At 57.9% G+C, this 26,685-nt stretch carries 24 protein-coding genes and 1 tRNA gene; 8 read left to right on the forward strand and 17 right to left on the reverse strand.

What is annotated here, in order from left to right; translation table 11 throughout:
• Positions 1 to 7: 7 nt before the first annotated feature.
• Both AB3G35_RS19795 and nac read right to left on the reverse strand, forming a co-directional pair.
• The gene (locus AB3G35_RS19795) at positions 8 to 430 is read right to left on the reverse strand and encodes an acetyl-CoA carboxylase biotin carboxyl carrier protein subunit (RefSeq protein WP_086798187.1); all 423 of its coding nucleotides are present in this window, start codon (positions 428 to 430) and stop codon (positions 8 to 10) included.
• Between the two features lie 112 nt (positions 431 to 542).
• Positions 543 to 1,448, reverse strand: a complete 906-nt coding sequence (nac, locus tag AB3G35_RS19800) for a nitrogen assimilation transcriptional regulator NAC (RefSeq protein WP_086798189.1) — start codon at positions 1,446 to 1,448, stop codon at positions 543 to 545.
• Between the two features lie 364 nt (positions 1,449 to 1,812).
• On the opposite strand from nac, the gene AB3G35_RS19805 reads away from it, so the two are divergent.
• The 4 genes from AB3G35_RS19805 to AB3G35_RS19820 all read left to right on the forward strand — a co-directional run bounded on the left by AB3G35_RS19805 (position 1,813) and on the right by AB3G35_RS19820 (position 6,665).
• Positions 1,813 to 3,021: an aspartate transaminase gene (locus tag AB3G35_RS19805; RefSeq protein WP_106116051.1), complete on the forward strand. Its 1,209-nt coding sequence runs from the start codon at positions 1,813 to 1,815 to the stop codon at positions 3,019 to 3,021.
• A 9-nt stretch (positions 3,022 to 3,030) separates the two neighbouring features.
• On the forward strand, positions 3,031 to 4,557 hold the full coding sequence (locus AB3G35_RS19810; RefSeq protein WP_324708652.1) for an MFS transporter: 1,527 nt from the start codon (positions 3,031 to 3,033) through the stop codon (positions 4,555 to 4,557).
• Between the two features lie 59 nt (positions 4,558 to 4,616).
• Positions 4,617 to 5,948, forward strand: coding sequence for an OprD family porin (locus AB3G35_RS19815; RefSeq protein ID WP_324708651.1), 1,332 nt, complete (start codon positions 4,617 to 4,619; stop codon positions 5,946 to 5,948).
• 240 nt (positions 5,949 to 6,188) lie between these two features.
• On the forward strand, positions 6,189 to 6,665 hold the full coding sequence (locus AB3G35_RS19820; RefSeq protein ID WP_324708836.1) for a C40 family peptidase: 477 nt from the start codon (positions 6,189 to 6,191) through the stop codon (positions 6,663 to 6,665).
• A gap of 99 nt (positions 6,666 to 6,764) precedes the next feature.
• Here AB3G35_RS19820 and AB3G35_RS19825 read toward each other — a convergent pair whose 3' ends face one another.
• Positions 6,765 to 8,084: an LLM class flavin-dependent oxidoreductase gene (locus AB3G35_RS19825; RefSeq protein WP_324708650.1), complete on the reverse strand. Its 1,320-nt coding sequence runs from the start codon at positions 8,082 to 8,084 to the stop codon at positions 6,765 to 6,767.
• 17 nt (positions 8,085 to 8,101) lie between these two features.
• A complete protein-coding gene (locus AB3G35_RS19830; protein ID WP_016782246.1) occupies positions 8,102 to 9,025 on the reverse strand; it encodes an ABC transporter substrate-binding protein in 924 nt (307 codons plus the stop codon).
• 313 nt (positions 9,026 to 9,338) lie between these two features.
• On the opposite strand from AB3G35_RS19830, the gene AB3G35_RS19835 reads away from it, so the two are divergent.
• Together AB3G35_RS19835 and AB3G35_RS19840 are read left to right on the forward strand one after the other, a co-directional pair.
• Positions 9,339 to 10,577, forward strand: a complete 1,239-nt coding sequence (locus AB3G35_RS19835; RefSeq protein WP_369781974.1) for an acyl-CoA dehydrogenase family protein — start codon at positions 9,339 to 9,341, stop codon at positions 10,575 to 10,577.
• A 139-nt stretch (positions 10,578 to 10,716) separates the two neighbouring features.
• Positions 10,717 to 11,226 carry a cupin domain-containing protein gene (locus tag AB3G35_RS19840; protein ID WP_324708648.1) on the forward strand — a complete coding sequence of 170 codons (510 nt, stop codon included), beginning with the start codon at positions 10,717 to 10,719 and terminating at the stop codon, positions 11,224 to 11,226.
• Positions 11,227 to 11,240: 14 nt separating this feature from the next.
• On the opposite strand, the gene AB3G35_RS19845 is transcribed toward AB3G35_RS19840, so the two are convergent.
• The gene (locus tag AB3G35_RS19845; RefSeq protein WP_134049984.1) at positions 11,241 to 12,062 is read right to left on the reverse strand and encodes a helix-turn-helix domain-containing protein; all 822 of its coding nucleotides are present in this window, start codon (positions 12,060 to 12,062) and stop codon (positions 11,241 to 11,243) included.
• Between the two features lie 64 nt (positions 12,063 to 12,126).
• Between AB3G35_RS19845 and AB3G35_RS19850 the strand changes: the two genes are divergently transcribed.
• The gene (locus AB3G35_RS19850) at positions 12,127 to 13,344 is read left to right on the forward strand and encodes an MFS transporter (RefSeq protein WP_029611575.1); all 1,218 of its coding nucleotides are present in this window, start codon (positions 12,127 to 12,129) and stop codon (positions 13,342 to 13,344) included.
• A gap of 816 nt (positions 13,345 to 14,160) precedes the next feature.
• Positions 14,161 to 16,860, forward strand: coding sequence for an RHS repeat domain-containing protein (locus AB3G35_RS19855; RefSeq protein ID WP_106116046.1), 2,700 nt, complete (start codon positions 14,161 to 14,163; stop codon positions 16,858 to 16,860).
• 957 nt (positions 16,861 to 17,817) lie between these two features.
• Here AB3G35_RS19855 and AB3G35_RS19860 read toward each other — a convergent pair.
• The 12 genes from AB3G35_RS19860 to ruvA form a co-directional block, all read right to left on the reverse strand.
• Positions 17,818 to 17,893: transfer RNA gene (locus tag AB3G35_RS19860), tRNA-Lys, on the reverse strand.
• A gap of 74 nt (positions 17,894 to 17,967) precedes the next feature.
• A complete protein-coding gene (gene queC / locus AB3G35_RS19865) occupies positions 17,968 to 18,642 on the reverse strand; it encodes a 7-cyano-7-deazaguanine synthase QueC (RefSeq protein WP_037001506.1) in 675 nt (224 codons plus the stop codon).
• Positions 18,643 to 18,661: 19 nt separating this feature from the next.
• Positions 18,662 to 19,309 (reverse strand): 7-carboxy-7-deazaguanine synthase QueE, encoded by a 648-nt coding sequence (queE, locus tag AB3G35_RS19870; protein WP_016782236.1) that lies wholly within the window; start codon positions 19,307 to 19,309, stop codon positions 18,662 to 18,664.
• 163 nt (positions 19,310 to 19,472) lie between these two features.
• Positions 19,473 to 20,291, reverse strand: a complete 819-nt coding sequence (ybgF, locus tag AB3G35_RS19875; RefSeq protein ID WP_369781977.1) for a tol-pal system protein YbgF — start codon at positions 20,289 to 20,291, stop codon at positions 19,473 to 19,475.
• A gap of 6 nt (positions 20,292 to 20,297) precedes the next feature.
• On the reverse strand, positions 20,298 to 20,798 hold the full coding sequence (pal, locus tag AB3G35_RS19880; RefSeq protein WP_003441254.1) for a peptidoglycan-associated lipoprotein Pal: 501 nt from the start codon (positions 20,796 to 20,798) through the stop codon (positions 20,298 to 20,300).
• A gap of 55 nt (positions 20,799 to 20,853) precedes the next feature.
• On the reverse strand, positions 20,854 to 22,104 hold the full coding sequence (gene tolB / locus AB3G35_RS19885; protein WP_016782234.1) for a Tol-Pal system beta propeller repeat protein TolB: 1,251 nt from the start codon (positions 22,102 to 22,104) through the stop codon (positions 20,854 to 20,856).
• A 47-nt stretch (positions 22,105 to 22,151) separates the two neighbouring features.
• On the reverse strand, positions 22,152 to 23,246 hold the full coding sequence (tolA, locus tag AB3G35_RS19890; protein ID WP_016782233.1) for a cell envelope integrity protein TolA: 1,095 nt from the start codon (positions 23,244 to 23,246) through the stop codon (positions 22,152 to 22,154).
• Positions 23,246 to 23,698, reverse strand: a complete 453-nt coding sequence (gene tolR, locus AB3G35_RS19895; RefSeq protein WP_162200692.1) for a protein TolR — start codon at positions 23,696 to 23,698, stop codon at positions 23,246 to 23,248. Before tolR ends, tolA begins: the two co-directional genes overlap by 1 nt.
• 23 nt (positions 23,699 to 23,721) lie before the next feature.
• Positions 23,722 to 24,417 (reverse strand): protein TolQ, encoded by a 696-nt coding sequence (tolQ, locus tag AB3G35_RS19900; protein ID WP_016782231.1) that lies wholly within the window; start codon positions 24,415 to 24,417, stop codon positions 23,722 to 23,724.
• Complete coding sequence (gene ybgC / locus AB3G35_RS19905; protein WP_016782230.1) at positions 24,407 to 24,874, reverse strand: tol-pal system-associated acyl-CoA thioesterase; 468 nt, start codon at positions 24,872 to 24,874, stop codon at positions 24,407 to 24,409. The genes tolQ and ybgC overlap by 11 nt, the downstream gene beginning before the upstream one ends.
• Before the next feature lie 137 nt (positions 24,875 to 25,011).
• Positions 25,012 to 26,070, reverse strand: a complete 1,059-nt coding sequence (gene ruvB / locus AB3G35_RS19910) for a Holliday junction branch migration DNA helicase RuvB (RefSeq protein WP_369781980.1) — start codon at positions 26,068 to 26,070, stop codon at positions 25,012 to 25,014.
• Positions 26,071 to 26,679: a Holliday junction branch migration protein RuvA gene (ruvA, locus tag AB3G35_RS19915; protein WP_016782228.1), complete on the reverse strand. Its 609-nt coding sequence runs from the start codon at positions 26,677 to 26,679 to the stop codon at positions 26,071 to 26,073.
• Positions 26,680 to 26,685 lie beyond the last annotated feature (6 nt).

Genomic DNA, 26,685 nt, shown 5'->3' on the forward strand with positions numbered 1-26,685 from the left:
GCATGGATCAGCCGAGACGAAACAGCGTCTGGCCAGCGTCGACTTCGTTACCACCCTGGACGAGAATCTCGCTGATCTGCCCGGCGTTCTTGGCCTTGACCGGATGAAACATCTTCATCGCCTCGATAATGGCCACGGTTTGCCCCGCCTCGACTTGCGCGCCGACCGTGACAAAGGGCGGCTCACCGGCCGCCGGGGTGAGGTGCAGAACGCCGTAGAGGCTGGACTTGATTTCACCCCCCGCCACAGCGGCCGTCGCCTTGGGTCGAGGCGCTGCCGGCGGGCGCTCGCTGACCACCGGGGGCACGAGCTGCGCGGTGCCCGCCTGCTTGTACAGGCGCACCGTGGTGTCGCCTTCGGTCAGGCTCAGTTCGAGCAGATCGGATTCGGCGAGCAACTCCATCAGCCCTTTGATGCGTTCTGAATCCATACATGGCCCCTTGCTTCGAGCGTGTCTAAGTAGATGGGGCCAATGTAGCGAGACGGGCAAAACCCGGCCAAGACGCTTTGAATGTGGGGTAATAAGCCGCCCTTATGACCCCTCAGATCAGGCTGCCGCGCATCTGCGCCACCAGTTCCAGGATGATTGCCTTGACCGCCTGCGCGGGCACTGACAACGGCAAATGCCCCGACAGACACAGGGCCAGCGGCGCTTCGACTTCAGGTTCGACGATGCGGCACATCTGCAAATCGCCACTGCCCAACATCACTCGCGCCGACGATTCGGGGAGGATGGTGCAGCCAAAATGGCCGGCGACAGCGGCGCTCAAGGTTGAGGGCGATTCGATCTCGGCCACCACCCGGGCGCTGGCGCCGATGCGCACAAAGGCTTCGTCGACCAGGCGGCGAATGACGTTGTAGGGGCGCGGCATCAGCATGTCCATCGCGGCCAGCTCGGCCAGGGCAATCTGCTCGCGGCCCTTGAGCGCGGGGTCGGCCGTGACCAGGAACAGCGGCTCGCGCAGCAGCGAGACAAAACTCAGGCCATGCACTTCGCGGCCGCCATAGAGCACGGCCATGTCCATGCGCCCGTTCATGATCAGCTCGCTGAGGGTGATACCGTAGTTTTCGTTGAGGTACAGCACGATCCCGGGGTGGCGCTCACGCACTGCACGCAGCAAGGGCAAGGACAGCGCCGAGGCCGCCGTACCGGGCGCCAGGCCCACCGACACCTGCCCGGACAGGGCCTGCCCGCAGGTGTTGATATCGTTTTGCGCCTGCTCGCACTGGCGCAGGATCAACTGCGCGTGGCCGTACAACACCTTGCCCGCAGCGGTAGGCGTGACCCCGCGCTTGGTGCGGATCAGCAACTGCTGCTGCACCTCGGCTTCGAGGGTCGCCAGTTGCTGGCTCAAGGCGGGTTGAGCGATATGCAGCACATCGGCGGCCTGGGTCATGCTGCCGATATCCACCAGCTTCACGAAGTATTTCAAACGACGCAGATTCACGATGGCGATGCTCTTGTTTAAAATAAAGGAACTGCATTGCGCGTCTCTGTAGCCGCTGCCGCAGGCTGCGATGGGTTGCGAAGCGACCCTGCTTTTTGAAGGTCCTTCGGCCCTTATCGCAGCCTGCGGCAGCGGCTACAGGGTAGGTTTATCCAAGGTTTGCAAGACCCAGGCCAGGCCGCCGCCCAGGTATAAGCCCTGGTTATGGCACGCCAGCAGTGCCTTGCGCACCAATGCGGTGCCCGGCACGCACCGTTTTAGCCATAAGCGCTACCTATCAGACCAGAACGAACTCGTCTTATGGCCACAGCCAACCCGCCTCGTACTGTAGGGCCACGTCCCTGTCATCCACGAGGAAACACCCGTGAGCACCTCCCGAATTTCCGCCCGTGTGCAACGCATCAAACCCTCACCCAGCAGTGCTGCGTCCGATCGCGCCAATGAACTGCGCCGGCAGGGCAAATCGATCATCAACCTGGTGGTCGGCGAACCGGACTTCGACACACCGGCGCACATTCGCGCAGCGGCCTGCACTGCCATAGAGCGCGGCGAAACCCGCTACACAGCGAACGCCGGCACCCCGCAGTTGCGCCAGGCCATTGTCGACAAGTTGCAGCGGGAAAACGGCCTGAGCTACGCAACCAGCCAGGTGCTGGTCACCAGCGGTGCGAAAAGCGCGATTTTCAATGCCTTTGCCGCCACCCTTGGCGCGGGTGACGAGGTGTTGATCCCGGCACCCTACTGGGTGTCGTACCCGGACATGGTGCTGGCCTGCGAAGGCGAACCCGTGACCCTGGCCTGCCCCGAAGAGAACGCCTTCAAGCTGACCCCCGCTCAACTGCGCGACGCCATCACTCCACGCACGCGCTGGCTGCTGCTCAACTCGCCAAGCAACCCCACCGGCGCCAGCTACAGCGCCGCCGAGTTGCGGGCACTGGCCGATGTGCTGCTCGACGCCCCCCATGTGCTGCTGATGACCGACGACATCTATGAGCACATCCGCTACGACGGCCTGGACAACCCACATATCCTCGCCATCGAACCGGCACTCAGCGATCGCACCCTGGTGGTCAACGGCGTGTCGAAAACCTACGCCATGACCGGCTGGCGCATCGGCTATGCCGCCGGGCCCGCAGATGTGATCGGCGCCATGGCCACCCTGCAATCGCAATCCACCAGCAACGCCTGTTCGGTGAGTCAGGCCGCCGCTGTCGAAGCGCTTAATGGCGACCAGCTGTTCGTCAAGAACAGCGTGCAGGTGTACCAGCAACGCCGTGACCGCTGCCTCGATTTGCTCAACGGGATTGATGGCCTGAGCTGCCGCAAACCCGATGGTGCGTTCTATCTGTATGTGAACTGTTCGGGCTTGCTGGGCAAGACCACCCCGCAGGGCCAGCGCCTGGACAGCGATTACGATGTGGTCATGTACCTGCTGGAAAGCCAGGGCGTGGCCGTGGTGGCGGGCACCGCGTACGGGCTGGCACCGTTTTTCCGCATGTCGATTGCGACTGCGCTCGACACCCTCGAACAAGGCTGTTCGCGCATCGCCACTGCCGTCGCAGCCTTGAACTGAGGCCCGACCATGACCGCGCCGGTGCACCCGCCATTGAGTTTCAAACAGGCTTTGCTGGCCATGCTCGGCATCTCGCTGGTGCTGATGCTTTCGGCACTCGACCAGACGGTGATCGGCAACGCCCTGCCGAGCATCGTCGCCGAGCTGGATGGCTTTGAACTCTATGCCTGGGTCGCCACCGGCTACCTGCTGGCGTCCATCGTCACCATCCCGATTTTCGGCCGCCTGGGTGACTATTACGGGCGCAAGCCGTTTGTGCTCGCCGCCACCCTGATCTTCACCCTCGCGTCGCTGGCCTGCGCCGTAGCCGACGACATGCTGTTGCTGGTGATCGGCCGGGCGTTGCAGGGGGTGGGCGGCGGCATGTTGATCGGCACCGCCTTTGCGTGCATCCCCGAGCTGTTCCCCGACACACGCCAACGCCTGCGCTGGCAGATGCTGCTCAGTGCCCTGTTCAGCGTGGTCAATGCCATTGGTCCGGGGCTCGGTGGTTATTTGACCGGGGCTTATGGCTGGCGCTCGGTGTTTTATATCAACCTGCCACTGGGTTGCATCGCGCTGTTTTTTGCCTGGCGCTACCTGCCTCATTACCGCCCGCAGCAACGTTTGCAGATCAGCCTGGACTGGCCCGGCGCCTTGCTTATCGCCCTGGCGCTAGGCAGCTTGCAGCTGTTTGTCGAGTGGCTGGGGCATTCCAGCCTGGCCCTCAGTGCAGCACTGGGCGTGGTGTGTGTGGTCGCTACCCTGATGCTGTGGCGCTGGGAAAAACACTGCGCCCACGCCCTGCTGCCAGCCGCCCTGCTTGACGTGCCGAGCCTGCGCTGGTTGTTTGTGTTGTCGGTGGCGGCCGGGGCGATCATGTTTTCCCTGCTGTTTTATCTGCCGCTGCTGCTGCAAGGCAGCTACGGCTATTCGCCCCAGGACGCCGGGCTGCTGATCACCCCACTGGCCCTGAGCATCACCCTGGGGGCGATCGTCAACGGCCGGATCGTCACCCGCCTGCGCAACCCCAACCTGTTGCCGCTGGCGGGCTTTGCCGCGCTGCTGCTGGCCTGCCTGGGGCTGGCCATTGTCGGGCGCGGCGCCTCGTTCAACCAGTTGCTGGGGCTGATTCTGCTGGCCGGGCTGGGCCTGGGTTTTATCCTGCTGAACCTGACCGTATTCACCCAAACCCTGGCCGAGCGCCAGTTCCTCGGCATCGCCACTGCACTGACGCAATCGCTGCGGCTGGTGGGCGGGTTGCTGGGCACGGCGGGCATGGGGGTACTGGTCAACCTGCTGTACAGCAGCAACCTGCAACGCCTGTTTATCGGCCAGGGGCATGCCGAGGCACTGCCCCTGTTTGCCACCCCCGAAGTCCTGCTGCGGCCCGACAGCGCCATGCTCGAACACGGCCAATGGCTGGATCTGGCCCGCGATGCGCTGGCGCAGTCGGTGGGTGTCGGCCTGCTGCTGTGTGCCGGTATCGGCGTGCTGGCGCTGCTGGTGCTGTACCGGTTACCGCCGGTCCAGTTGCATACACCTGCAAAACAATAAAAACCCTGCTGCCGCTTTTGACTGCCCCGCCCCTTCAACCACTCAACGGGATGACTCCAATGGAGCTTTTCAATCGCGCACCGAAAGTCATGGTCGGCCTTTGCGGCCTGTTTATCGCCCAGCAAGGCTTTGCCGCCGGGCTGGTGGAAGACAGCAAGCTGAATATTCTGGCGCGCAATTTTTTCAGCAACGCCGACAACCGCAGCGGCGCCGCCGACCCCAACTACACCCAGGAATGGGGCCAGGGGTTTATCGCCACGTTTGAATCGGGTTTTACCCAGGGCACCGTGGGCGTTGGCATAGACGCCATCGGCATGTTCGGCGTGCGCCTGGATTCGGGCAAAGGCCGCCATTACAACCCTGAGAGCACCGCGTTCAACGGCAATATTTTCCCCACTGACCATGATGGCCGGGCGGTGGACGAATTCGGCAGCTTGGGCCTGACCGCCAAGGCGCGGATATCGAAAACCGAGTTCAAGTACGGCACCCTGGTGCCCATGCTGCCGGTGGTCATGTCCACCGACCGCATGCTGCAACAGACCTTCAACGGCGGACAGATCCAGTCCCGCGAGCTGGACGGCCTGACCTTCACCCTGGGCCGCCTGGAGCACGTCAAGGGCCGCGGTTCGAGCAACGAAATGGGCATGTCCATTCCTGGCGCCAACAACCCGCAGACCGGCGAATTCGTCAATAAATTCTATTACGGCGGCGTTGACTACAAGGCCAGCAAAGACCTGACCCTGCAGTACTACTACGGCGGCCTGGAAGACTTTTACAAACAAAACTTCCTGGGCCTCAAGTACGACCTGCCCGTGGGCCCTGGCACCTTGCGTACCGACCTGCGCTTTTTCGACAACCGCGCCGACGGCGCCAACGGCCATGACCCGGCCTACTACACCTTCGGCTACTACGGCGACGGCGTGACCAAGGGCAAGGTCGACAGTCGCCTGAGCAGTGCGCAGTTCACCTACCTGATCCACGGCCACACCCTGGCGGCGGGCCTGCAGCAAGTGAGCGGTAAAAGTGATGCGGTGTGGCTCAACCAGGGCGACGGCTCCACGGCCTACTTCATGACCGAGTCGATGATCGGCAAATTCCAGCGCGCCGGCGAAACCACCTGGCAGGTCAAGTACGGCTATGACTTTGCCGGCCTCGGGGTACCGGGCTTGACCTTTATGGGCATGTACGAAAGCGGCTCGAATATCCGCACGCCCACGGGTGACAAGCATGAATGGGAACGCAACCTGACCGTCAGCTATGTTGTGCAGCAAGGGCCGCTCAAGGATCTGAGCATTGCCCTGCGCCATGCCTCGCTGCGCACCGAAGTCAGCACCCAGCGTGACAGCGACGAGCATCGGGTGATTGTCAGCTATCCGTTGAATATTCTGTAAGCCCACAAACCCCGGGCGTCCTCTAAGGGGGGAGCCTGCTCACCAGCAGGCTCCCCCCGCTGTTGCTTCGCACCGTCTTCGAAGGGCTTTTCCGTTACAGCAACTACAGCTCGTCGGGTTCAGATTAATACCGTAATTCATGTAGGAAACGCCCCACATACCCAGCAGGACCTCACTTTTAGACTGCAAGTACCCCCATAAAACGGAAGGTTACCTGTGTCTAAAGTCATCCCTCTGGCAATGTTGCTTACGCTCACCGGCGCTAACTTTGCGTCCGCAACCGACCTTCGCAAGCCTTACAGCTGGGCCATTCAATCGGTCAAACATGATTCTTCGCCCTTGCATGTCAAGCGGGTCATCAAGCGCGCCCACACCTTGTTGGGCATCCCCTACCTGTGGGGCGGCATGTCACTGGAAAAGGGCTTCGATTGCAGCGGCATGCTGGTGTATCTGTTCAAGCACGAAGCCAATATCCACATCCCAAGAACCACCGCCGCCATGCTCGGTGCAGACCTGGAAAAAGTCGCACGCCATGCACTGCAACCGGGTGACGCCGTATTTTTCATCACCAACAGCGGCTCGCGAAGCAATCACGTCGGCCTGTATATAGGTGATAACCGTTTTATCCATGCACCACGCACAGGCAAGACGATCCGTATCGACTCACTGGACAATGCGTACTGGAAGAAAAACTACACCACCGCTCGCCGCTTCTAAGTCGGGGAGGCGCTCACAAAAACGTGCGAATGGATGGATCTGTCGAGCAGCACGTTACTGGCGAGGGGTTTAGGGGGTAAACCCCTCGCGCTGTAGCGATCAATTGAAGCTTTTCAAACCCAGGTGCCCGCGCAAGGTCGGGTGTTCATAGGCGCTGCGCAGGTAGCCGCGACGTTGCAGGATCGGTACCACCGATTCGGTGAATTCGGTGAACGTGCCGGGCAGGTAGGCAGGCGACACCACATAACCGTCGCAGGCACCCAGTTCCAGCCAGTCGATCATTTGCTGCGCCACGCTCTCTGCGGTGCCCGCCAATTGCGGGACGCGGATGCTGGCGGCCATGATCGCACCGTACTCGCCAAGGGTGATATCGCGCTCCAGACGCAGCTTTTGCGCGACCACATCGGGGGTCGCCGAGTGCCTGGCGATATCGAGCAGGCGGGTATCCAGCGGGAATTGGGTAAAGTCGAAATTGGACTGGGTCGACAGGGTGATAACCCCCAGTTCTGGGTTAGCCAGGGCATTGTGTTCATCGCGCTTTTTGAGCGCTTCGGTTTCAGTGCCGCCAATAAAGGGCATGACCGCCGTGAGGATTTTGCAGTCATCAGGGTTGCGGCCAATGGCACGCATTTGCTGGTGAATGTCCTGGCGGAATTCGAGCATACGCTCTACCCGACTGTTGATGCTGAAAATCACCTCGGCCCAGCGTGAACCAAACTGGCGCCCGCGCCCCGAAGCTCCGGCCTGGATCAACACCGGCTGGCCCTGGGGTACACGGGGGATATTAAGCGGCCCTTCGCAATCAAAATAAGTACCGCTGTGCTTGAACGCGTCGATCTTGCCCGGGTCGGCGAGGATGCCGCGCACCTTGTCCAGCACCAGCGCGTCCGGCTGCCAGCTGTTCCACAGTTTGAGCACCAACTCGACAAATTCGTCGGCGCGGGCATAGCGCTGGTCATGGGCCAGGTGCTGCGCATGGCCAAACAGGCGCGCTTCGCTGTCGTTCATCGAGGTGACGATATTCCAGGCGCTGCGCCCTTTGGAGATATGGTCCAGAGAGGCGATGGCCCGCGCCACATGGGGCGGTTGGTAGTAGGTGGTGGAGCGTGTCAGCCCCAGGCCAATATGCTTGGTGTGGCCGGCCAGCAGGCTGAGGATTGGCAGCGGATCGAGCCGCGCCGCATCCTGCGCACCCAGCTCGAAGGAACGCGCACGGGATTGCCCGGCCTGATCCCCGACTGCCAGGCGATCGGCAAAAAACAGCAGGTCGAAGCAGCCGTCTTCCAGGGTCTTGGCGATTTCAATGTAGTAGTCAGGGTCGAGAAAGTGGCTATGGGTTTGCGGGTGACGCCACACCGCGTGGCTATGTACCACGGGGCCCGAGAGCATGAACCCCGCCAATGCCATTTGCTTGGCCATATGGTTTTCCTTGGTTATCAGAGTGCGCGGTCAAACATGGGAGTGACGTCATACGGCTTTTTCAGCAGCTTGGCGTCGTAGAGGAAATCCGAGGTGGCCTGGGCTTCGCTGACAATGGTCGGCGAGATCGGCAGTACGGTGATGGCGTCGCGCTTGAACCAGGCCTTGGCGATCTCCGGGGACGACTGGTTGGCCTTGGACCAGGCTGCGGCGTATTCGTCGACATGGCTTTGGCTCCATTCCCGGGCACGGGTCAGACGCTCGACAAAGTCCTTGATGATCTCGCCCTTTTGCGCCAGCACCGGCTCATAGGCAACCACATAAGTCGGTGCGCTCATCAGCCCCTTGGCATTGCGGATCAGGGTACTGCCTTCTTTTTCCTGCAAGGACACATAGGGTTCCCAGGTACCGAAGGCGTCGATATCGCCCTGGCTCAGGGCCATGCTCGCCTCCGCCGGCAACAGGAACTTGTAGTTGACGCTGTCACGCGGCACGCCTGCTTCGTCGAGGGCCTTGAACATCATCTGCTGGCTCCAGGAGCCATTCCAGATCGCCACGGTTTTGCCCTTGAGATCAGCCACCGAGTGAATGCCTGGGCGGGCCACGATCCCTACGCCATTGAGGCTGGTCTGGGTACTGGCCACGACTTTGACCGGAGCACCGTTGGCCGCCAGGCTGATCACCGGGGTATCCCCCACCACGCCAATATCCAGGGCGCCGCTGGCCACGGCCGAGGCCACCGGCGAGCCGGTATTGAAGCGCTTGAAGTCGATGGTATAGGGCAAGTCTTTAAGCTCACCCGAAAGTTCCAGAACGATGCGATTGGAGAAGAACTGATCACCTACCACCAGGGTCTGTGGTGCAGCGGCGTAGACGGGAGTGCCATGCAGCAGCACAGAGGCCAGGCCCAACAGGGAGAGCAGTTTTAGACGTGTTGTCATTGAAGGTTCCTACAGAGTTAACAGCTAACTCAACCATCTGTAGGCATGCAGTCTGGCATTGAGAATAGAGGCTTTATGGATCGCCAAGCGTGGCGTTTTTAGAAGCTAGCGCAATAACGATATAGGCAACTAATACTTTTAAGGCATATCCATAGAACCCTGTCCGGGTATTGGCTTAGCTGTTTTTGATATTAAGAATTTGACCAATCTAGTATTAGGGTGGCATCACCAGACCACTGGGCCTAACCGCATTTACTTCACTCATTACAGCGCCAGCGCGCCTTTGAGCGCAGGCCCGGCAAGGTCAGATTGCATGCCTAACTCACAACTTGATATCTGGGGCACCGCCCCTAGCGCCCGTTACGAACAACTGGCCGCCCCCTTTCGCCCGCTGTTTGCGCACATCGGCGCACAAGCCGCCGAAGCTGACGGTTCGCGCAGCCACCTGGGCAAGGTGATCCAGCAACTGAACGCACTGGGCTTGCCACGCTGGCGCCTGCCGGCCAGTTACGGCGGGCAGGACGCCAGCCTGGTTGAGTTGCTCGCCCTGTTAACCGAATTATCCGCAGCCGACTCCAATATCACCCAGGCCTTGCGTGGGCATTTTGGTTTTTGCGAAGAAGTGCTGGTTTCCAAGGATCGCAACTGGCAGGCAAAGTGGCTGGACAAGCTCAGCCAGGGCGTACTGCTGTCACCGGGCAGTACCGAGGTGGGCACCCAGACCCGTGGTGAATTCGAAACCCGCATCCAGCGTGCTGAAGATGGCTCATTGCGCATCAGCGGCAAAAAATTCTACACCACCGGCGCCCTGTACAGCGACTTGATCAACATCATCGGCACTGGCGACGACGGCACGCTGTACAGCGTCGTGGTCGACCTCAAGGCTCCCGGCGTGCAGATCATTGATGACTGGAACGGCTTTGGTCAGCGCCTGACGGCCAGCGGTACCTGCATCTTCGACAGCGTGCGGGTGGACGATGAACCCCGCGCCACCGACCAGCGTTTTGCCTATGGCCAGTCGTTCTTCCAGATCTACCACCTCAGCACCCTGGCCGGCATCGCCCGCCGCGCCGCCTTGAGCGGCGCCGATGAACTGCGCAGCCGCTCCCGAACTTTCTCCACGGGCAATGCCGATAGCGCCGCGCAGGACGTGCAATTGCTCCAGGTAATCGGCGAAGTGGCCAGCCAGGCCTACGCGGCACAGGCCATTACCCGGTACGCGGCGCAGCGCCTGGAAAGTACCGCGCAATACACCATTGCCAGCGAGCAGCCGTTGACCCATGAAGACCCGCAAGTGGCGCTGGCCGAGCTGGAGGTGTGCCTGGCGGTCAACCCCGTGGTGGACGCCACCCTGGCTGCGACCACGGCGCTATTCGATGCCCTGGGCGCCAGCGCCACGGCCAGCAACAAGGCACTCGATCGTCTGTGGCGCAACGCCCGTACCCTGGCCAACCACAACCCGCGCGTGTACAAGTCGCGCATTGTCGGCAATTACCTGGTCAACGGTCTGGTGCCTCCTTCGCAATGGCGGGTGGGGGTGGCCAAGAGCTGAACATTGCGCGACGGCTTCAGCCCGGCAGGTCGGGCTGAAGCTGCCCTGGTTCAATGAAAAAAATGTTAATTGTCCAGAGCCCTTGCCCCGCAGAACATGGCCGCCTGTCACGCACTTCAGCACAAGGGAAACCGGCTCCATGCACCAGCACACACGCGTACCGCAGCGCACTGCAATCCACCGCCTGAGCCTGCGCACGGCTGGCGTCGTGGCCATCAGCCTGGCAACGTTCGGCGGCGCCCAGGCTGCCACTGCCGACACCATCAAGGCCTACAAACTGTGCACGGGGGCAGACAACGCCTCCCATGTGCTGCACGGCACCATCGACCAGAACATGCGCAACGACGTGACCTCGATTCACTTCAAGCAAAGCCCGGCGCACGCCAGCTATGACTGGCATAACGACCCGGAGCCGCAATACGTCATCACATTGTCCGGCACCCTGGCGTTCGCAACCCGCAATGGCGAGACATTCACCCTGCACCCCGGCGAAGTGTTGATCGCTGAAGACAACACCGGCACTGGCCACCGCTGGAACATGGTCGATGACCAGCCCTGGCGTCGCGGCTATGTGGTACTCAAGCCTGACGCCAAAGATTCATTTATCCCCGACGACCCGATTGCTGCCAAGGTGTGTAACGGGTCGTAGTAACGAGCGGGCGGCTATTTGAAAAAATGGCTGGGGGTTTTGCCGAACTGTTTCTTGAACATGTTGGTGAACGCGCTGGGGCTTTCATAGCCCAGTGCAAACGCCACATCGATGATCTTCTCCCCCACTGCCATGCGCTCAACCGCCAGCAGCAAACGCGCCTGCTGGCGCCACTGGCCAAAGGTCATGCCGGTGTCCTTGCGAAACAGGCGCTGGATGGTTTTTTCATCGAGGCCCAGGTGGGTGCTCCAGTCCGCCAGCGTCGAACCGTCGGCGGGATTTTTTTGCAAACTGCGACAAATCCCATTGATACGCGGATCGGCTGGCTGCGGCAAGTGCAAAGGCAGTGCGGGCAGCAGGGCCAACTCGTCCAGAATCAACTGCATCACCCGATCTTCGCGGGAGTGCGCGGCATAGGGCTGCTGCAGGCCCACGGCAACCTTGATCAACTCGCTCAACAGCGGCGAGATGCTCACGGCCTTTACCTCGGCGGGCAGATCCACCAGCGCATCGGGCCGCACAAACACACTGCGCATTTTCAGCGGCCCCACACAGCGGATCGAGTGAACCCGGCCACTGGGCATCCACACCCCCCGGTTGGAGGGAACAGTCCACTGGCTCGACTCGCTGTACACCACCATGACACCCGAGATGGCATAAAGCAGTTGATGCTTCTCATGGGTGTGAGGCGCAATGACCCAGTCTTGCGGATAATCGGTAGCGCTGCCGATCACCATCCGGTTGCTTTGATCGATCTCAAGCAAAAAATCAGTAAGCGGTTTGATCGCGACGCCCCTTTTGCGATGGTTTGCTCCCTTATACAGCGAGACAGGCATGCAGGCGAATTCTAGGATGGCCCCGAGCGTCGAGCTCGCACTCCTATCGCCCGGAAGATTTGCCATGCCTACAACAACTGCATCCCCGGCCTCTGCGTCTGCCTCAGTAGCCCGGCAAGCAAGCCCGCTTGTCATGAAAGTAATCGGCGCCTGCGCGCTGGCACATTTGATCAACGACCTGATCCAGGCCGTACTCCCTTCGATCTATCCCCTGCTCAAGGCCAACTACGGCCTGAGCTTTACCCAGGTGGGCCTGATTACTCTGACCTTCCAACTGACAGCTTCGCTGCTGCAACCCTGGGTGGGTTACCACACCGATCGCCATCCCAAACCCTGGTTGCTGCCGGCGGGCATGGTCTGCACCCTGATCGGGATCTTGATGCTGGCCTTCGCCGGTAGCTTTGCCTCGATCCTGGTGGCCAGTGCCTTGGTCGGCATCGGCTCATCGACCTTCCACCCGGAGACCTCGCGCGTGGCGCGGCTGGCCTCAGGCGGTCGCTATGGCCTGGCCCAGTCAACCTTCCAGGTGGGCGGCAATGCCGGCAGCGCTTTCGGCCCGTTACTGGCTGCAGCCATCGTGATCCCTTATGGCCAGGGGCATGTTGCCTGGTTTGGGCTGTTTGCGGCTTTTGCCATCGTTGTGCTGTACGGCTTGAGCCGCTGGTATCGCAACCACCTGGCCCTGTTCAAACTCAAACAGGGCAGCCAGGCGCACCACGGCCTGTCCAAAGGGCGAGTGACAGGTGCACTGGTGGTCCTGGCCATGCTGGTGTTTTCCAAATACTTCTACATGACCAGCTTCACCAGCTACTTCACGTTTTACCTGATCGAGAAATTCCACCTGTCAGTGGCCAGCTCCCAGCTGTACCTGTTTTTGTTCCTCGGTTCAGTGGCGGCAGGTACCTTTTTTGGCGGCCCGATTGGCGACAGGATCGGACGCAAAAAAGTTATCTGGTTCTCAATCCTGGGTGCGGCCCCGTTCACGCTGGCGCTGCCTTATGTGGACCTGTTCTGGACAGGCATACTGAGCATGGTGATCGGTTTTATCCTGGCGTCGGCGTTCTCCGCCATCGTGGTCTTCGCCCAGGAACTGGTGCCAGGCAATGTCGGCATGATAGCCGGTGTGTTCTTCGGCCTGATGTTCGGTTTTGGCGGCATCGGTGCCGCGTTGCTGGGGCATCTGGCGGACATCAAGGGCATCGAGTATGTATATGGACTCTGCTCTTACTTGCCGTTGTTGGGGGTATTGACCATCCTGCTGCCGAGTACCAAAGGGGTTTGAAGAGGGGCCTGGCTGGAGATATCACTGCCAGCCTGGACGGCAGAAGCCTTGGCGGTTTCCAGTAAAAAAAGGCCTTGTCTATGTCTTAATACCATTGCCAACAATGACACTGAGAGCCTCATCTAACGACCTATGGCCTCGCCCTTTGTCATAACATGCGACCGCCAAGTAGTTGAAATGCATTGATGAGCCAACATATCGGCTTGATGTCAGCACATCACAAGCCACCGGCCAATCAGCAAGCCACTCTCCAAACACATGAATGGCCAACCCTATAAAGTTACTTTCCCCTAACTCTCTAACCTTTCAAACTCCATCACACGCCTATACATCCCGGCCAACACGGGATGTATAAGCGTGAAATCCAGCACCGATTTTAATTTACGACACGTACTCACCCGTCAGGCAGCGATTCATCAACAAACCAAAGCGAACCGCACCGTCACCAGACTGGCATGGCACTCCACCTATAAGCATGGCAACCCACTTCTACTCTGCCTTGCACGCTAGAAGAGCACAACACGCTGGTCAATGAAGCAATTAAACACCCTAAAACAGTGAAATAAGTTTATAAGCGCTTTAGATCCGTGGATACCAACATCCCTCACGAACTACTCTTTTCTCATAACACACTGACTTGATAATCATAAGTAAACATCCCAACGCGACCAGGTACTCTCAAGGGGTTGTGCTGCGCAGTGTTTTATCGATCAACCCTGCCAGCAGATAGCGCGCCCCATTCAAACAGTCGTGATTGATGGCCTGAAAACTGGGCCATACTGAAATAAGTCACCTCAACTTACATGAGTCGGACTTATGTCAACTTCAGCCTTGATTCATCAGCATACCCCTCAACTTATAGTCACTGATCCACGCGGCCTGTCTGTGCGCAGCATTGCTTATCAGCGCCGGAGTGCCGGGGAGCCCATTACAGCGCACACCAATCGCCAGGTGTTCAATGCCAATGGTCACTTGAGAAAGCAATGGGACCCACGCTTGCTTGCGCTGACGGAGGTTGCCGGTCTACCCAATCAAACCACGCGCTACAGCCTCACTGGGCAGGTGCTGCAAACGGAGAGCGTCGATGCCGGTTTGCGGGTTTTCTGCAAGGATTCTGCAGGGTTGTTGCGTGAAAGCTGGGACGGCCGCGAAACTCATCGCAGCCATCATTACGATCAATTCATGCGTCTTGTGAGCGTGTTTGAACAAAGCTCCACAGACACCCCGCAACAGTGTATGGAGCACTTCACCTATGCCGGTTCACTTGAAGAGGACGTACACCGCAACCGCAGTGGTCAGCTGATCCGCCACGATGACCAGGCAGGTAGCCTGACGCATGAAGCGTTCGGATTGCACGGACAACCGCTGGCTGAAAGCCGGCGGTTTTGTACATCACTCACCGCCCCCAACTGGCCTGAATCAGAATCAGGGCTGGAGCCCGAGGTCTACACTACTCGATGGCAGCACGATGCATTGGGCACGCTGGTTGAACAGGTCGATGCGTTGGGCCATGTGCACCGTTTCGTGGTAGATCTTGCAGGCCGGCCCAAGGCTTCCTGGCTGGACGGCCTGGCGATACTCAAACATACGACGTACAACGCCTTTGGCCAGCTGGAGATTGAGCAGGCTGGCAATGATGTGATCACCACGGCTTGTTACTCACCAGTGGACGGCCTGTTGCAAAGCCTTAATACCGCAAAGTTGGGCGGTAACACATTGCAGAACTTGCACTATCAGTACGATCCCGTCGGCAATATCCAGTGCATTGAGGACCTCGCCCAGCCCGTGCAATGGTTTGCCCAGCAGCGCATTCAGGCGATCAGTACCTACACCTATGACTCACTGTACCAACTGACCAACGCAACTGGCCGTGAATGTGCCAGCCAGACCATTGGCCCCGGCCTGCCGGGAGTGGTGACTTTTGCTGCGGCGAATGACAGCCAGTGGCGCACTTACAGCCAGACCTACACCTACGACAGCAGCGGTAACCTGACTCGGCTCAAGCACGAAGCCGGGCCTGGCAACACCTATATCCGCGAGATGGTTGTCGACGAACGCAGCAACCGCTGCGTACTCATGAATGGTTCACCCATACATTTTGATGCAAACGGCAATCAACAGGCCTTGGTACCGGGGCAACTCATGCAGTGGGATAGCCGTAACCAATTGCGCCAAATCACCCATGTGCAGCGCGACGAGCCCCAGGGGCAGGACGATGATACCGAAACCTACGTCTATGACGGCAGCGGTCAACGGGTACGCAAAGTGCGTCGCGCAAAAACCCGCGGCGGGGAGCAGATCAGTGAAGTGCGTTACTTGCCGGGACTGGAGATTCGAACCCGCACGTCGGGTGAACAGCTGCATGTGCTGATCGCCCGAACTGGACGCAATGGCGTGCGCCTGTTGCATTGGGACAGCGTGAAACCGGAGCACATTGATAACGATCAATTGCGTTACAGCTTGAGTGATCACTTGGGCAGCAGCACCCTGGAAGTGGATCAAAACGTCGACTTAATCAGCCAGGAAAGTTACTACCCCTACGGTGGCACGGCTTGGTGGGCCGCGAAAAATGTTATCACTGCACACTACAAAACAGTGCGTTACTCAGGCAAAGAGCGGGATGCGACAGGGTTGTATTACTACGGCTACCGCTATTACTCACCTTGGTTGAACCGCTGGATCAATCCAGACCCGGCCGGGGATGTGGAGGGCCTGAACCTGTTCCGAATGGTCAGGAACAATCCCGTACGCTTGCGCGATAGCGATGGCAGGCTACCCGAGGACGCTGAAGACGACTACTCGGAACAATCCCCCAGCGCAATGGCTGCGGGCTATCAACAGGATCCGCAAACATTCAGGCGTCGGGATATCGATGAACAAACAGCCGCCGCTCGCCAGATGGCTGTTGCGAACGAACTCACTCACACGATACATCGCGCAAATACTATTGACTCGGTCTATACCGCCCCCTCCATACCTGGAAGATATCGTTTCAAGAACGAGTACTTGCCAGGCCGTTGGAGAATGATGGAAAACTTCCGCGCGCCAGCAGAGGGGCCGAACGCGACCGATGTAACGTGGCAGCAATATGAACAGGTTTCGAGGCAGAACAATTTTTACGGCGTACTGCCCAAAGTCATTGTGCGCTGGGACGTCATCAATGCTGAGGCGCTACGCGCAACCAACCAGACAGAAGGAATGCTTGAGCGCTTTCTGGCCAGTGAGGGCAATGGCCGCTCGACCCAGAGACTTATGAATGCATTTGGCCTGCGGGCAACTGCAATTGAGAGACGGGAAGTTCATGATGCTCGTAGAGGGGCAGATATCGACATTATTGCAGTACATGTCGAACCTGTTCCCCTGACTCCAAGCTTGTCCCGTGAGGCCTTGCGCAAAGAAGTCGAGCGAGAATTGCGCCGGGCAAGCCGTCACCCGGTGTCGCGAGCTGCACATAGCGTCTGGCGAACCCTTAAACGAATGGTTTTGCCTGCGCGCACCCAGCGTGCATTGAGGTAATACGGCAAGCAACTGCTGTCAGCAGGCCTGTGGTAGCTTTTAAAAAGCCTCCTGATGAAGGTGCCTTGTGATGGAGGCTTTGAGGACATGCTATGAATCACACACCGCTTGGCCTTTATAGGAGCCTACGAAGCAAAGCGCCAGATGCTGGTCATTGTCGCTGTACGAGACGGGCTTTTGTTCTGGAATTTCATGCAAACGGATGCCAAGTCACTGAACTAGTATCGACATGGCGAGCTGCAGCACCAGTGCTATAAGGCTTTACTCAAAGACAAAGAAAAAGGGCAGTCCTGAGAACTGTCCTTTAGGGAGTGTGCTTGATATTCATATACACACCCTCAAGCAGGGGTGTGAAGGTCTCACCCTACGCTGATGTGCCAGCCATCGGCGGGGTTCCTACGCCAGTTATAGCCGCTGGAGACAACTGGTTTCACGCTCTCAGTTATTATTTATGATTGATCAAAAAAGAGCAGCAGCCTGCTGAACAATGAGACAACAGGTTTTCTACTCTGATGGCCAATTTCTTATAATCCTAGAGCGCTTTATGATGATCAGTCAGGTCGGTGGCATGAAGATCCACAATCGGGGTTAGGAAATGCGGAACCAAGATCGTAGCAATCGCACTGATGGCAACAAATCCCGGAGAGATCCGAGCAGGCTTGTAAGCTCAAGGTAACGATCATCAGAAACGCTTTTCAGAACAAAAAGAATGTTCCTGCAACATCGAAATCCATCTTCCGACAGACATTGCTTAAATCGCTAAATACAGCCAAGAACTCGACCACTCCATATCGACATCACCTGAAGTCGAAATTAGTGTTCGATTCAGACGGCTGCATGTCCGCAAAGTGTGTGTGTTGTGCTTTGTACACCTTCCAGCCCCCGCCCCACCAAATCCCGGACACAAAAAAGCCGGTCATCCCTGAGGATTAAACCGGCTGTTTTGGTGTAGCAATATGGTGGGTCGTGTGGGATTCGAACCTACGACCAATTGGTTAAAAGCCAACTGCTCTACCAACTGAGCTAACGACCCGCTTCGTTGTGGGACGTATAATACTGATTTCTAACGAGAATTCAACACCCGATCAGAAATAAACCCGAAATAATTCAAAAATAACGGGTTGGGTCGCTAATTCCGGCGGCGGCGAAGCCTTCTGCACGCAAGCGGCAGCTGTCGCATTTTCCGCAGGCACGCCCTTGAGTGTCAGCCTGGTAGCAGGAAACCGTCAGCGAGTAGTCCACGCCCAGCTTTACACCTGCCTGTACGATTTGTGCCTTGCTCATGTTTTGCAGCGGCGCCTGGATTCGGAAGCCCTGCCCCTCTACCCCGGCCTTGGTCGCCAGATTTGCCATGACTTCAAACGCTTCGACAAACTCCGGGCGGCAGTCTGGATAACCAGAGTAATCCACCGCGTTGACACCGATAAAGATGTCGCGAGCCTGCAGCACTTCTGCCCATCCCAATGCCAGGGACAGGAACACGGTGTTGCGCGCCGGCACATAAGTGACCGGGATACCTTCACTTGGGGCTTCTGGAACGTCAATCGAACTGTCGGTCAGTGCCGAACCGCCAATACCGTCCAAGTTCAGGCCAATTACTTTGTGTTCAACAGCGCCCAGATCGCGAGCCACCCGTGCAGCGGCGTCCAGCTCGGCACGGTGGCGCTGGCCGTAGTCAAAGCTCATGGTGTAGCAGCTATAGCCTTCAGCACGGGCCATAGCCACGACAGTTGCTGAATCGAGGCCGCCGGACAACAGGATCACGGCTCTTTTTTCAGTCACAACAGTTTGTTCGGTCATCTCAGCGCCCCGGCTCGTCATTCCACAGATATTTGTGCAACTGCATTTGCAAACGTACTGGCAGGTTATCCGCCACGATCCAGTCGGCCAGGTCACGGGCCGACAAATCATGGTGGCTCGGCGAAAACAGTACTTCGCCTGCCCGTCGCTCCAGCCCGTATTCAATCAACTTGGACACAGCCCAGTCATAGTCTTCCCGCGAGCAGATCACAAACTTGACCTGATCGTTGGGTGTCAACAAGGCAATGTTTTCGTAGAGGTTACGATGGGATTCCTTGGAACCTGGCGTTTTCAAATCGAGCACGCGGCTGACGCGCGGGTCGACTGCAGAGATATCCAGCGCTCCACTGGTCTCGATAGAGACTTCGTAGCCTGCATCGCAGAGCTGCTTGAGCAAAGGAATGGCATTGGGCTGGGCCAACGGCTCGCCACCGGTTACGCACACATAACGCGGGCGATAGCTGGCAACTTGCTCAAGGATGTCGTCCAGAGGGCGCACAGTACCGCCACTGAAGGCATAGGCGCTGTCACAGTAACCGCAGCGCAGAGGGCAACCGGTCAGGCGTACAAAAACGGTGGGCAGGCCAGCCGTTCGCGTCTCACCCTGCAACGAGTAAAAAACTTCGGTAATTCTCAATGTGTCTTGCATATTCGCCACGGGCGTAACAGCTAAACAGGCTGTCCGCCTCCGTCAGGCACTCCAAAAAATCTGCTTGCGCAGGATCAAGAAGAGCGTATTTCATAAAAGGGCGTGGATTCTAACGAAAAAACCCGCGACAGGCGCGGGTTTCTCGATGAAAGCATCGTATGTATTACATGCGCTGCAGATCGCGTTGCGCCAACTGTGCAGCCGAAGTGCCCGGATACTGGGCAACAACCTGCTGCAGAATGCCTTTTACCTTGTCGGTATGACCCAAGCGGCGCTCAACATCAGCCAGCTTGTAGAGCGAGTCCGGCACTTTGGCATGCTTGGGGTACAACTGGCTGACCTTGGCAAAGGCCTGGCCTGCCGCTTGCAAATCACCCTTGGCAAGGTTCACTTCACCCAACCAGTACTGGGCATTGCCCGCATACTGGCTATTTGGGTATTTGCGCAGAAAGGCGGTGAACGCCTGGCTGGCCTTGTCGAAGTCCTTGGCTTTGATCAGGTCGAAAGCAGCATCGTAATAGAGCTTCTCTTTCGCCGGATCACCAGGCTCGGAACTGGCAGCAGCCTGAGACGCAGGCGCTGCTGTATTGCCGGCGGCATTCGCACCACCAGCAGAAGAATTATCAGGAGCGGCGGCAGGAGCAACGCCAGCACCAATACGCCGATCAAGTTCCTGGTATCGCTCCAGGCTTTCTTGTTTCATGCGCGAAATATCATTTTGCAGAACTTCGATCACACCCTGTTGGCGGGCAATCTGCTCCTGCATTTGTTGCAGCTGGTTGAACAGCTCGCCCTGTGCCGAGATAGGGGCCGAAACCCCTCCCCCGGCATAGGCGCCGCTCGCACCATAACCCGGTGACGGATAACTCCCCCCGCTATTGTTATAGCCAGAGTTGTCATCGACCACAGGAACCGCAGCCCATGCCGCTAGCGGCATGAGGCTGAGAGTCAGAATAGTTACAGCACGGCGGCACGTTCGCATGACGAATTACTTACGCAGTTCGACGCGACGGTTTTGAGCCCACGACTGTTCGTCGTTGCCAGTAGCGATTGGACGCTCTTTACCGTAGGACACCAGCTCCAGCTGTGCTGGAGAAACGCCTTGCAGTACCAGGTAGCGTTGAACGGCTTTCGCACGACGCTCGCCCAGTGCCATGTTGTACTCACGAGTACCACGGGCGTCAGTGTTACCTTCCAGAACAACGCGAGCGCCGTTAGCTTTCAGGTCTTTGGCGTGAACGTCCAGAGCGCGCATTGCTTCTGGTTTCAGGTCCGAAGAATCGTATTCGAAGTAGAAAACAGTGATAGCGCGCAGAGCAGCTTCTTCGCTCAGGGAACCATCAACAGCGCCAGTGTTTGCGCCGTAACCAGCGTTTGGATCAACAGCAGCGCCTTCACCGGCATTGTCGCCGCCTTTGGACGAGCAACCTACAGCTACAGCCATGGCCAGTGCCAGCGCAGCAAATTTACCAAACTTCAGCATTTCCATCGTAAAACTCCTAATGAACCCCAAGTGTTATGTGCAACGTACAGCTATCACCACGTCAGTTCAGGTAAGGGGACCAGGAAGGTTCTCTGACTTCGCCTTGAGCGGTAGGAAGAGGGAGCCTTACGCGTCCGTTAATGGACACGAGCATCAAGACTCCCCGGCCCTGCTGGCGGGTGGCGTAGATTACCATGGTGCCGTTGGGCGCAACAGTAGCAGACTCATCAAGGTTGGTATCTGTGAGGATTTTCACGCTTCCACGCTGCAAATCTTGCGCCGCAACACGGAAATTGGTGAAGCCGTCCTGACGATGGATCATTACCAGGGTCTTTTCGTCAGCCGAAAGCTTGGGGCTGGCGTTGTAGTTGCCGATAAAGGTCACACGCTCTGCGTTGCCGCTACCCACATTGGTCTTGTAAATCTGCGGTTTGCCGCCACGGTCGGAGGTGAAATAGATGGTGGAACCATCTTTACCCCAGAAAGGTTCTGTATCAATTGCCGGGTTGTTGGTAACACGAGTCAACCCACGGGAAGCCAGATCCATGACATAGATCTCGGCATTACCGTCCTTGGACAATACGAACGCCAGCTTGGAGCCATCCGGCGACCACGCGGGTGCACCGTTCAGACCTTCAAAGTTGGTGATCTGCTCGCGACGACCAGTATCAATGTTCTGCACAAAAATACGCGGACGTTTCTGTTCGAACGATACATAAGCGATACGCTTGCCATCGGGTGCAAAACGCGGCGACAGGATCGGCTCACGGGATTGCAGCAGAGTCACGGCGCGAGCACCGTCGTAGTCCGAACGCTGCAGGGTGTAACGGGTGTTGGTGGCGCTGGCGCGCTCAGCCGTCACATACAGCAGACGGGTTGAGAATGCACCTTTGATACCGGTCAGCTTTTCAAACGACTGATCGGAGATGTAATGCGCCATGTCCCGCAGCTGTTCAGCCGTGCCCGACACACTGCCGGTCAGAACCGGTTGCTCGGTGGCCACGTTGAACAAGGCATATTGCACCTGCAGGCGACCGCCTGCTGGCACGATATTACCGACCATGACGTACTGGGCACCCAGGGCTTTCCAGTCGCGGAAAATGACTTCGCTGGCCTGAGTCGGCAAGCCAATCATGTTCTGCTTTGGAATCGGCGCGTAGTAACCCGAGTTGCGCAGGTCATTGCCGATGATTTCAGCCATGTCGTCCGGCAGCACAGTACCGCCCTGCCAACCAAAAGGGACTACGGCAATTGGCGTTGCCCGATCGCTGCCACTGGTGACCAGGATGTTCTTTTCATCTGCTACAGCCATCCCTGCCAGGCAGCAGACGACGACCAGCAGTCCTCGAAAAAGTTTAATCACAAGGCTAGATCCTCAGGTGTGAATGTCATCTTGAACGATCGATAAGGATTAAAATCGCTGGGCTTCATACCCTGCATTTCCGTTAAACGGCCAATGTTCTTGACCGCTGCCACAGCCGAGCTGTCGAAAGGCCCGTCACCGCTGGACTTGGCAACCGTTACAGAGGTTACCGTACCATCTGGCAACATGCCGATTTGCAGCACCACTGTCATGTTTTTGCGCGCCGACGGCGGACGAGCCCACCCTTCTGCTGCACGAGCACGAATCAAGTCATCGAAACTGCCGGCGACCTCATCACCTTGCTCATCTGCCAGTGCTTGCTGGCGTTGCGGCGTATCGGAAAGCAAATCAGCCAGGGCTTGCGCCTTTTTCTCTTCGGTCGATTTACGTGCTGCTTCTACGGCCTTTTTCTTGGCGGCATCGGCAGCGGCCTTTTTCTTCGCGTCTTCGGCGGATTTCTTTTTCGCCTCGTCTGCTACGGCCTTTTTCTTGGCGTCTTCAGCTGCTTTTTTCTTCGCATCTTCAGCCGCTTTTTTCTTGGCGTCTTCCGCGGCCTTTTTCTTGGCCTCTTCTTCAGCGGCCTTCTTGGCCTCTTCCTCGGATTTTTTCTTGGCTATGTCAGCCAGTTTTTTCTCTTCGGCTTTTTTGGCTTCAGTGGCTTTTTTGGCATCGTCGGCTTTTTTGGCTTCATCAGCCTTCTTCGCCTCGTCTGCCTTTTTGGCCTCGCTCGCTTTAGCTTCGTCTGCTTTCTTGGCTTCTGCAGCTTTTTCGGCAGCCTCTTCTTTCTTTTGTTCCGCGGCTTTTACGGCTTCCTGCTCAACCTTCTTTTGTTCCATCTGCTCGACTTCGGTCTGGCGCGCGGCGGATTTCTTCGCCTCACCCGCAATCTTTTGATTGGTCTGGGTGGTCGCCTGACTCTTGGACTTGAGCTGGTACAAGGTCGCCTGAACAATCGGCTTGGAAGGCGGCAGTTCCGGAGTCATGGCAAAGCTGACAAACAGCATGCCAAAAATCAGGACGTGCAGCCCTACCGCCCAGACTGTAGGCCAAAAATAGTTTTCAGAGGCGGACGGCTCCCGCTGTTCGCGCATCAGGGAGCCTCGGTTATCAAGCCAACGTTACCGACCCCGGCCTTCTGCAGACCACCCATGGCACCCATGACCGCGCCGTAATCCACGGTCTTGTCGCCGCGAATAAAGACCTGGGTGTGCTTGCCGCCTTCATTGCCTGCGCGAATGATCTTGGTCACGGCGTCAGTCATCTGGGGCAAGGTCATTGCCTTGTCCATCTGCTTGTCGGTGTCGACTTCACTGCCAAGGTTCCAGAAGTAGGTCTTGTCAGCCTTGATCGAAATGGTCAGAACCTGGGTGTTGTTGTCTTGCGGCAAGGCCTCGCTGGAGACCTTGGGCAAATCAACCTTCACACCCTGGTTGAGCATCGGTGCGGTCACCATGAAGATGACCAGCAGCACCAGCATCACGTCGATGTAAGGCACTACGTTCATCTCGGCGACCGGCTTGCGCTTTTTGCGCGCTCGAGCGATTAAAGCCATTGGAAATTACCTGCTTATTCTTCGCTGGTGTGCACTTTGCGGTGCAGGATCGCCTGGAATTCATCGGCGAAGGTGTAATAGCGGCTGATCAGCGTTTCGCTACGCGCAGCAAAACGGTTGTAGGCAATAACGGCCGGGATGGCCGCGAACAAGCCGATGGCCGTTGCGATCAGTGCTTCGGCAATGCCGGGCGCTACGGTCGCCAGGGTTGCCTGCTGGGCAGTTGCCAGGCCACGGAAGGAGTTCATGATGCCCCATACGGTACCGAACAGACCGATATACGGACTTACGGAACCTACGGTGGCCAGGAACGGCAAGCTTTGCTCAAGCTTTTCTTCTTCACGCGAAATGGCTACGCGCATGGCACGCGCAACACCTTCCATAACGGCTTCAGGGTCAACGCCCGGCTGCTGACGCAGACGCGAGAACTCTTTGAAACCGGCACGGAAGATTTGTTCAACGCCAGAGTCCGGATCAGGATTGCTGCCCGCCTGACGATACAGCTTCGACAGGTCGATACCCGACCAGAAACGCTCTTCAAAGCTTTCCAGGGCACGTCGACCGGCGCGCAGCATGGTGCTGCGCTGAAAAATCATGACCCACGAGGTAACCGATGCGGCCAGCAGGGTCAACATTACCAACTGCACAACAATGCTGGCATTGCTGACCAAGCTCCACATGGAGGAATGGTCGACGACGTTAGCTTCCACGCTTTATCTCCTGCTCTAAATGTTTACCCGCGCCGCTCACGTCGGCAAAGGCCGTACGTAAAGCTTCGGGAATGGCTCGGGGTTTAAAACTATCGGCGCGCACACAGGCCACCAAAAACTGCCCTTCACAGAGCAGCGTTGCATCTGCAGCCCGCCAGACCTGCTGCTTGAAACGCAGGCTGGCACGGTTGAGTTCCATCACTTGCGCACTTACCAACAGTTCGTCGTCCAGTCGCGCCGGCGCGTGGTAGCGCGCCTCGCTGGAATGCACGACAAATAACAGGTTCTCGCCTGCCAGCGCGGACTGGGCAAACCCCAATTCCCGCAGCCTTTCGGTCCGAGCCCGCTCCATAAACTTTAGATAATTTACGTAATACACGACGCCACCCGCATCGGTGTCCTCGTAATAAACGCGACAGCGATGTGCGAACGGCTCAAGCCTGTTTTGCGCGCGCATACTCTAGTGCTTACTCCTCAGGTTGCCAATCCGCCAAACCACTGTTTTTTACGCTTCTTGGCCTTTATGACCGAAGATTTTCAGCGCCAGTCCTTGAGACAGCAAAAACCTTAAAAAAATCGACCGCTAACGGCTTATTAATCATCCAGAGCATTCAAAAATTCGTCTACCACAGGCATATCGCCCAAACGTGACGGAATGTTTAAACCGAAGTGCAAATACGCATGCCGGGTCACCACGCGACCACGCGGCGTGCGCATGATGTAACCCTGCTGAATCAGATACGGCTCCAACACATCTTCAATGGTATGACGTTCCTCGCTGATGGCTGCGGCAAGGCTGTCGACACCTACCGGCCCACCATCGAACTTCTCGATCATGGTCAGCAGCAAACGCCGGTCCTGATGATCAAAACCATGCTCATCAACATCAAGCAGGTTCAACGCCAGGTCAGCCACCGGCTTGGTGATATGACCCTTGGCGCGCACTTCGGCAAAATCGCGCACACGACGCAACAAACGATTGGCAATACGCGGTGTACCGCGCGCGCGCCGGGCAATTTCGTACGCCCCCTCAGGGTCGAGCGGCAAACCGAAGATACCCGCCGAGCGACTGACAATCGTCGCCAGGTCGTCAGTACTATAGAACTCCAGTCGCTGAACAATCCCGAAACGATCACGCAATGGGTTGGTCAGCATCCCGGCCCGCGTGGTCGCCCCCACCAGGGTAAAAGGCGGCAGGTCGAGTTTGATCGAGCGCGCAGCTGGCCCTTCACCGATCATGATATCGAGCTGGAAGTCCTCCATTGCCGGGTACAGCACCTCCTCAACAATGGGCGACAGGCGATGGATTTCATCGATAAACAGCACATCATGAGGCTCAAGATTGGTCAGCAACGCCGCCAAATCACCCGGGCGCTCCAGGACCGGGCCGGAAGTGCTTTTGATCGACACACCCATTTCCTGGGCGATGATGTTGGCCAGTGTGGTCTTGCCCAACCCCGGCGGACCGAAAATCAGCGTGTGGTCCAGCGATTCCGAGCGCCCGCGCGCAGCCTGGATAAACAGCTCCATCTGTTCGCGCACGGCTGGCTGACCAATATAGTCGGCCAGGCTCAGAGGGCGAATCGCCCGATCCTGAACTTCTTCCCGGTCCCGCCCGCTTGAGGCCGTAATCAGTCGGTCAGCTTCAATCACTTAAATCATCCCCTTGAGGGCGCGGCGAATCATGTCTTCACTGCTCAACGTTTTATCCTTGATCGCAGAAACTGCCTTGCTCGCTTCCTGAGGTTTATAGCCCAGGGAGATCAAGGCGCTGACCGCATCACTTTCAGCACTGGCCACCGGCGCCGGAGCATCCGGCTGATTAGGCACCAGAGCGAACATGCTGGGTACTTGTTCCCACGCCTTGAAGCGATCTTTCAACTCTACCAGCAGGCGCTCGGCGGTTTTTTTGCCGACCCCCGGCACTTTGGTCAAGGCCGAGGTGTCCTGGGCCTGCACGCAACGCACCAACTCATCGACCTCAAGGCTGGACATCAATGCCAGGGCCAGCTTGGGGCCGACGCCGTTGAGGCGGATCAGCTCGCGGAAAAAGTCGCGCTCGCGCTTGCCTATGAAACCATAGAGCAACTGGGCATCTTCGCGAACGACCAGATGGGTATGCAGGGTCAGCGGCTCACCGATAGACGGTAACCGGTAGAGGGTGGTCATCGGCACTTCCAGCTCATAGCCCAGGCCGTTTACATCGAGAATCAGGTGCGGCGGCTGTTTTTCAGCCAGAGTGCCGCGCAAGCGTCCAATCACGTTTCA

This window comes from Pseudomonas sp. WC2401 (assembly GCF_041200115.1).
GTDB classification, from domain to species: domain Bacteria; phylum Pseudomonadota; class Gammaproteobacteria; order Pseudomonadales; family Pseudomonadaceae; genus Aquipseudomonas; species Aquipseudomonas fragi.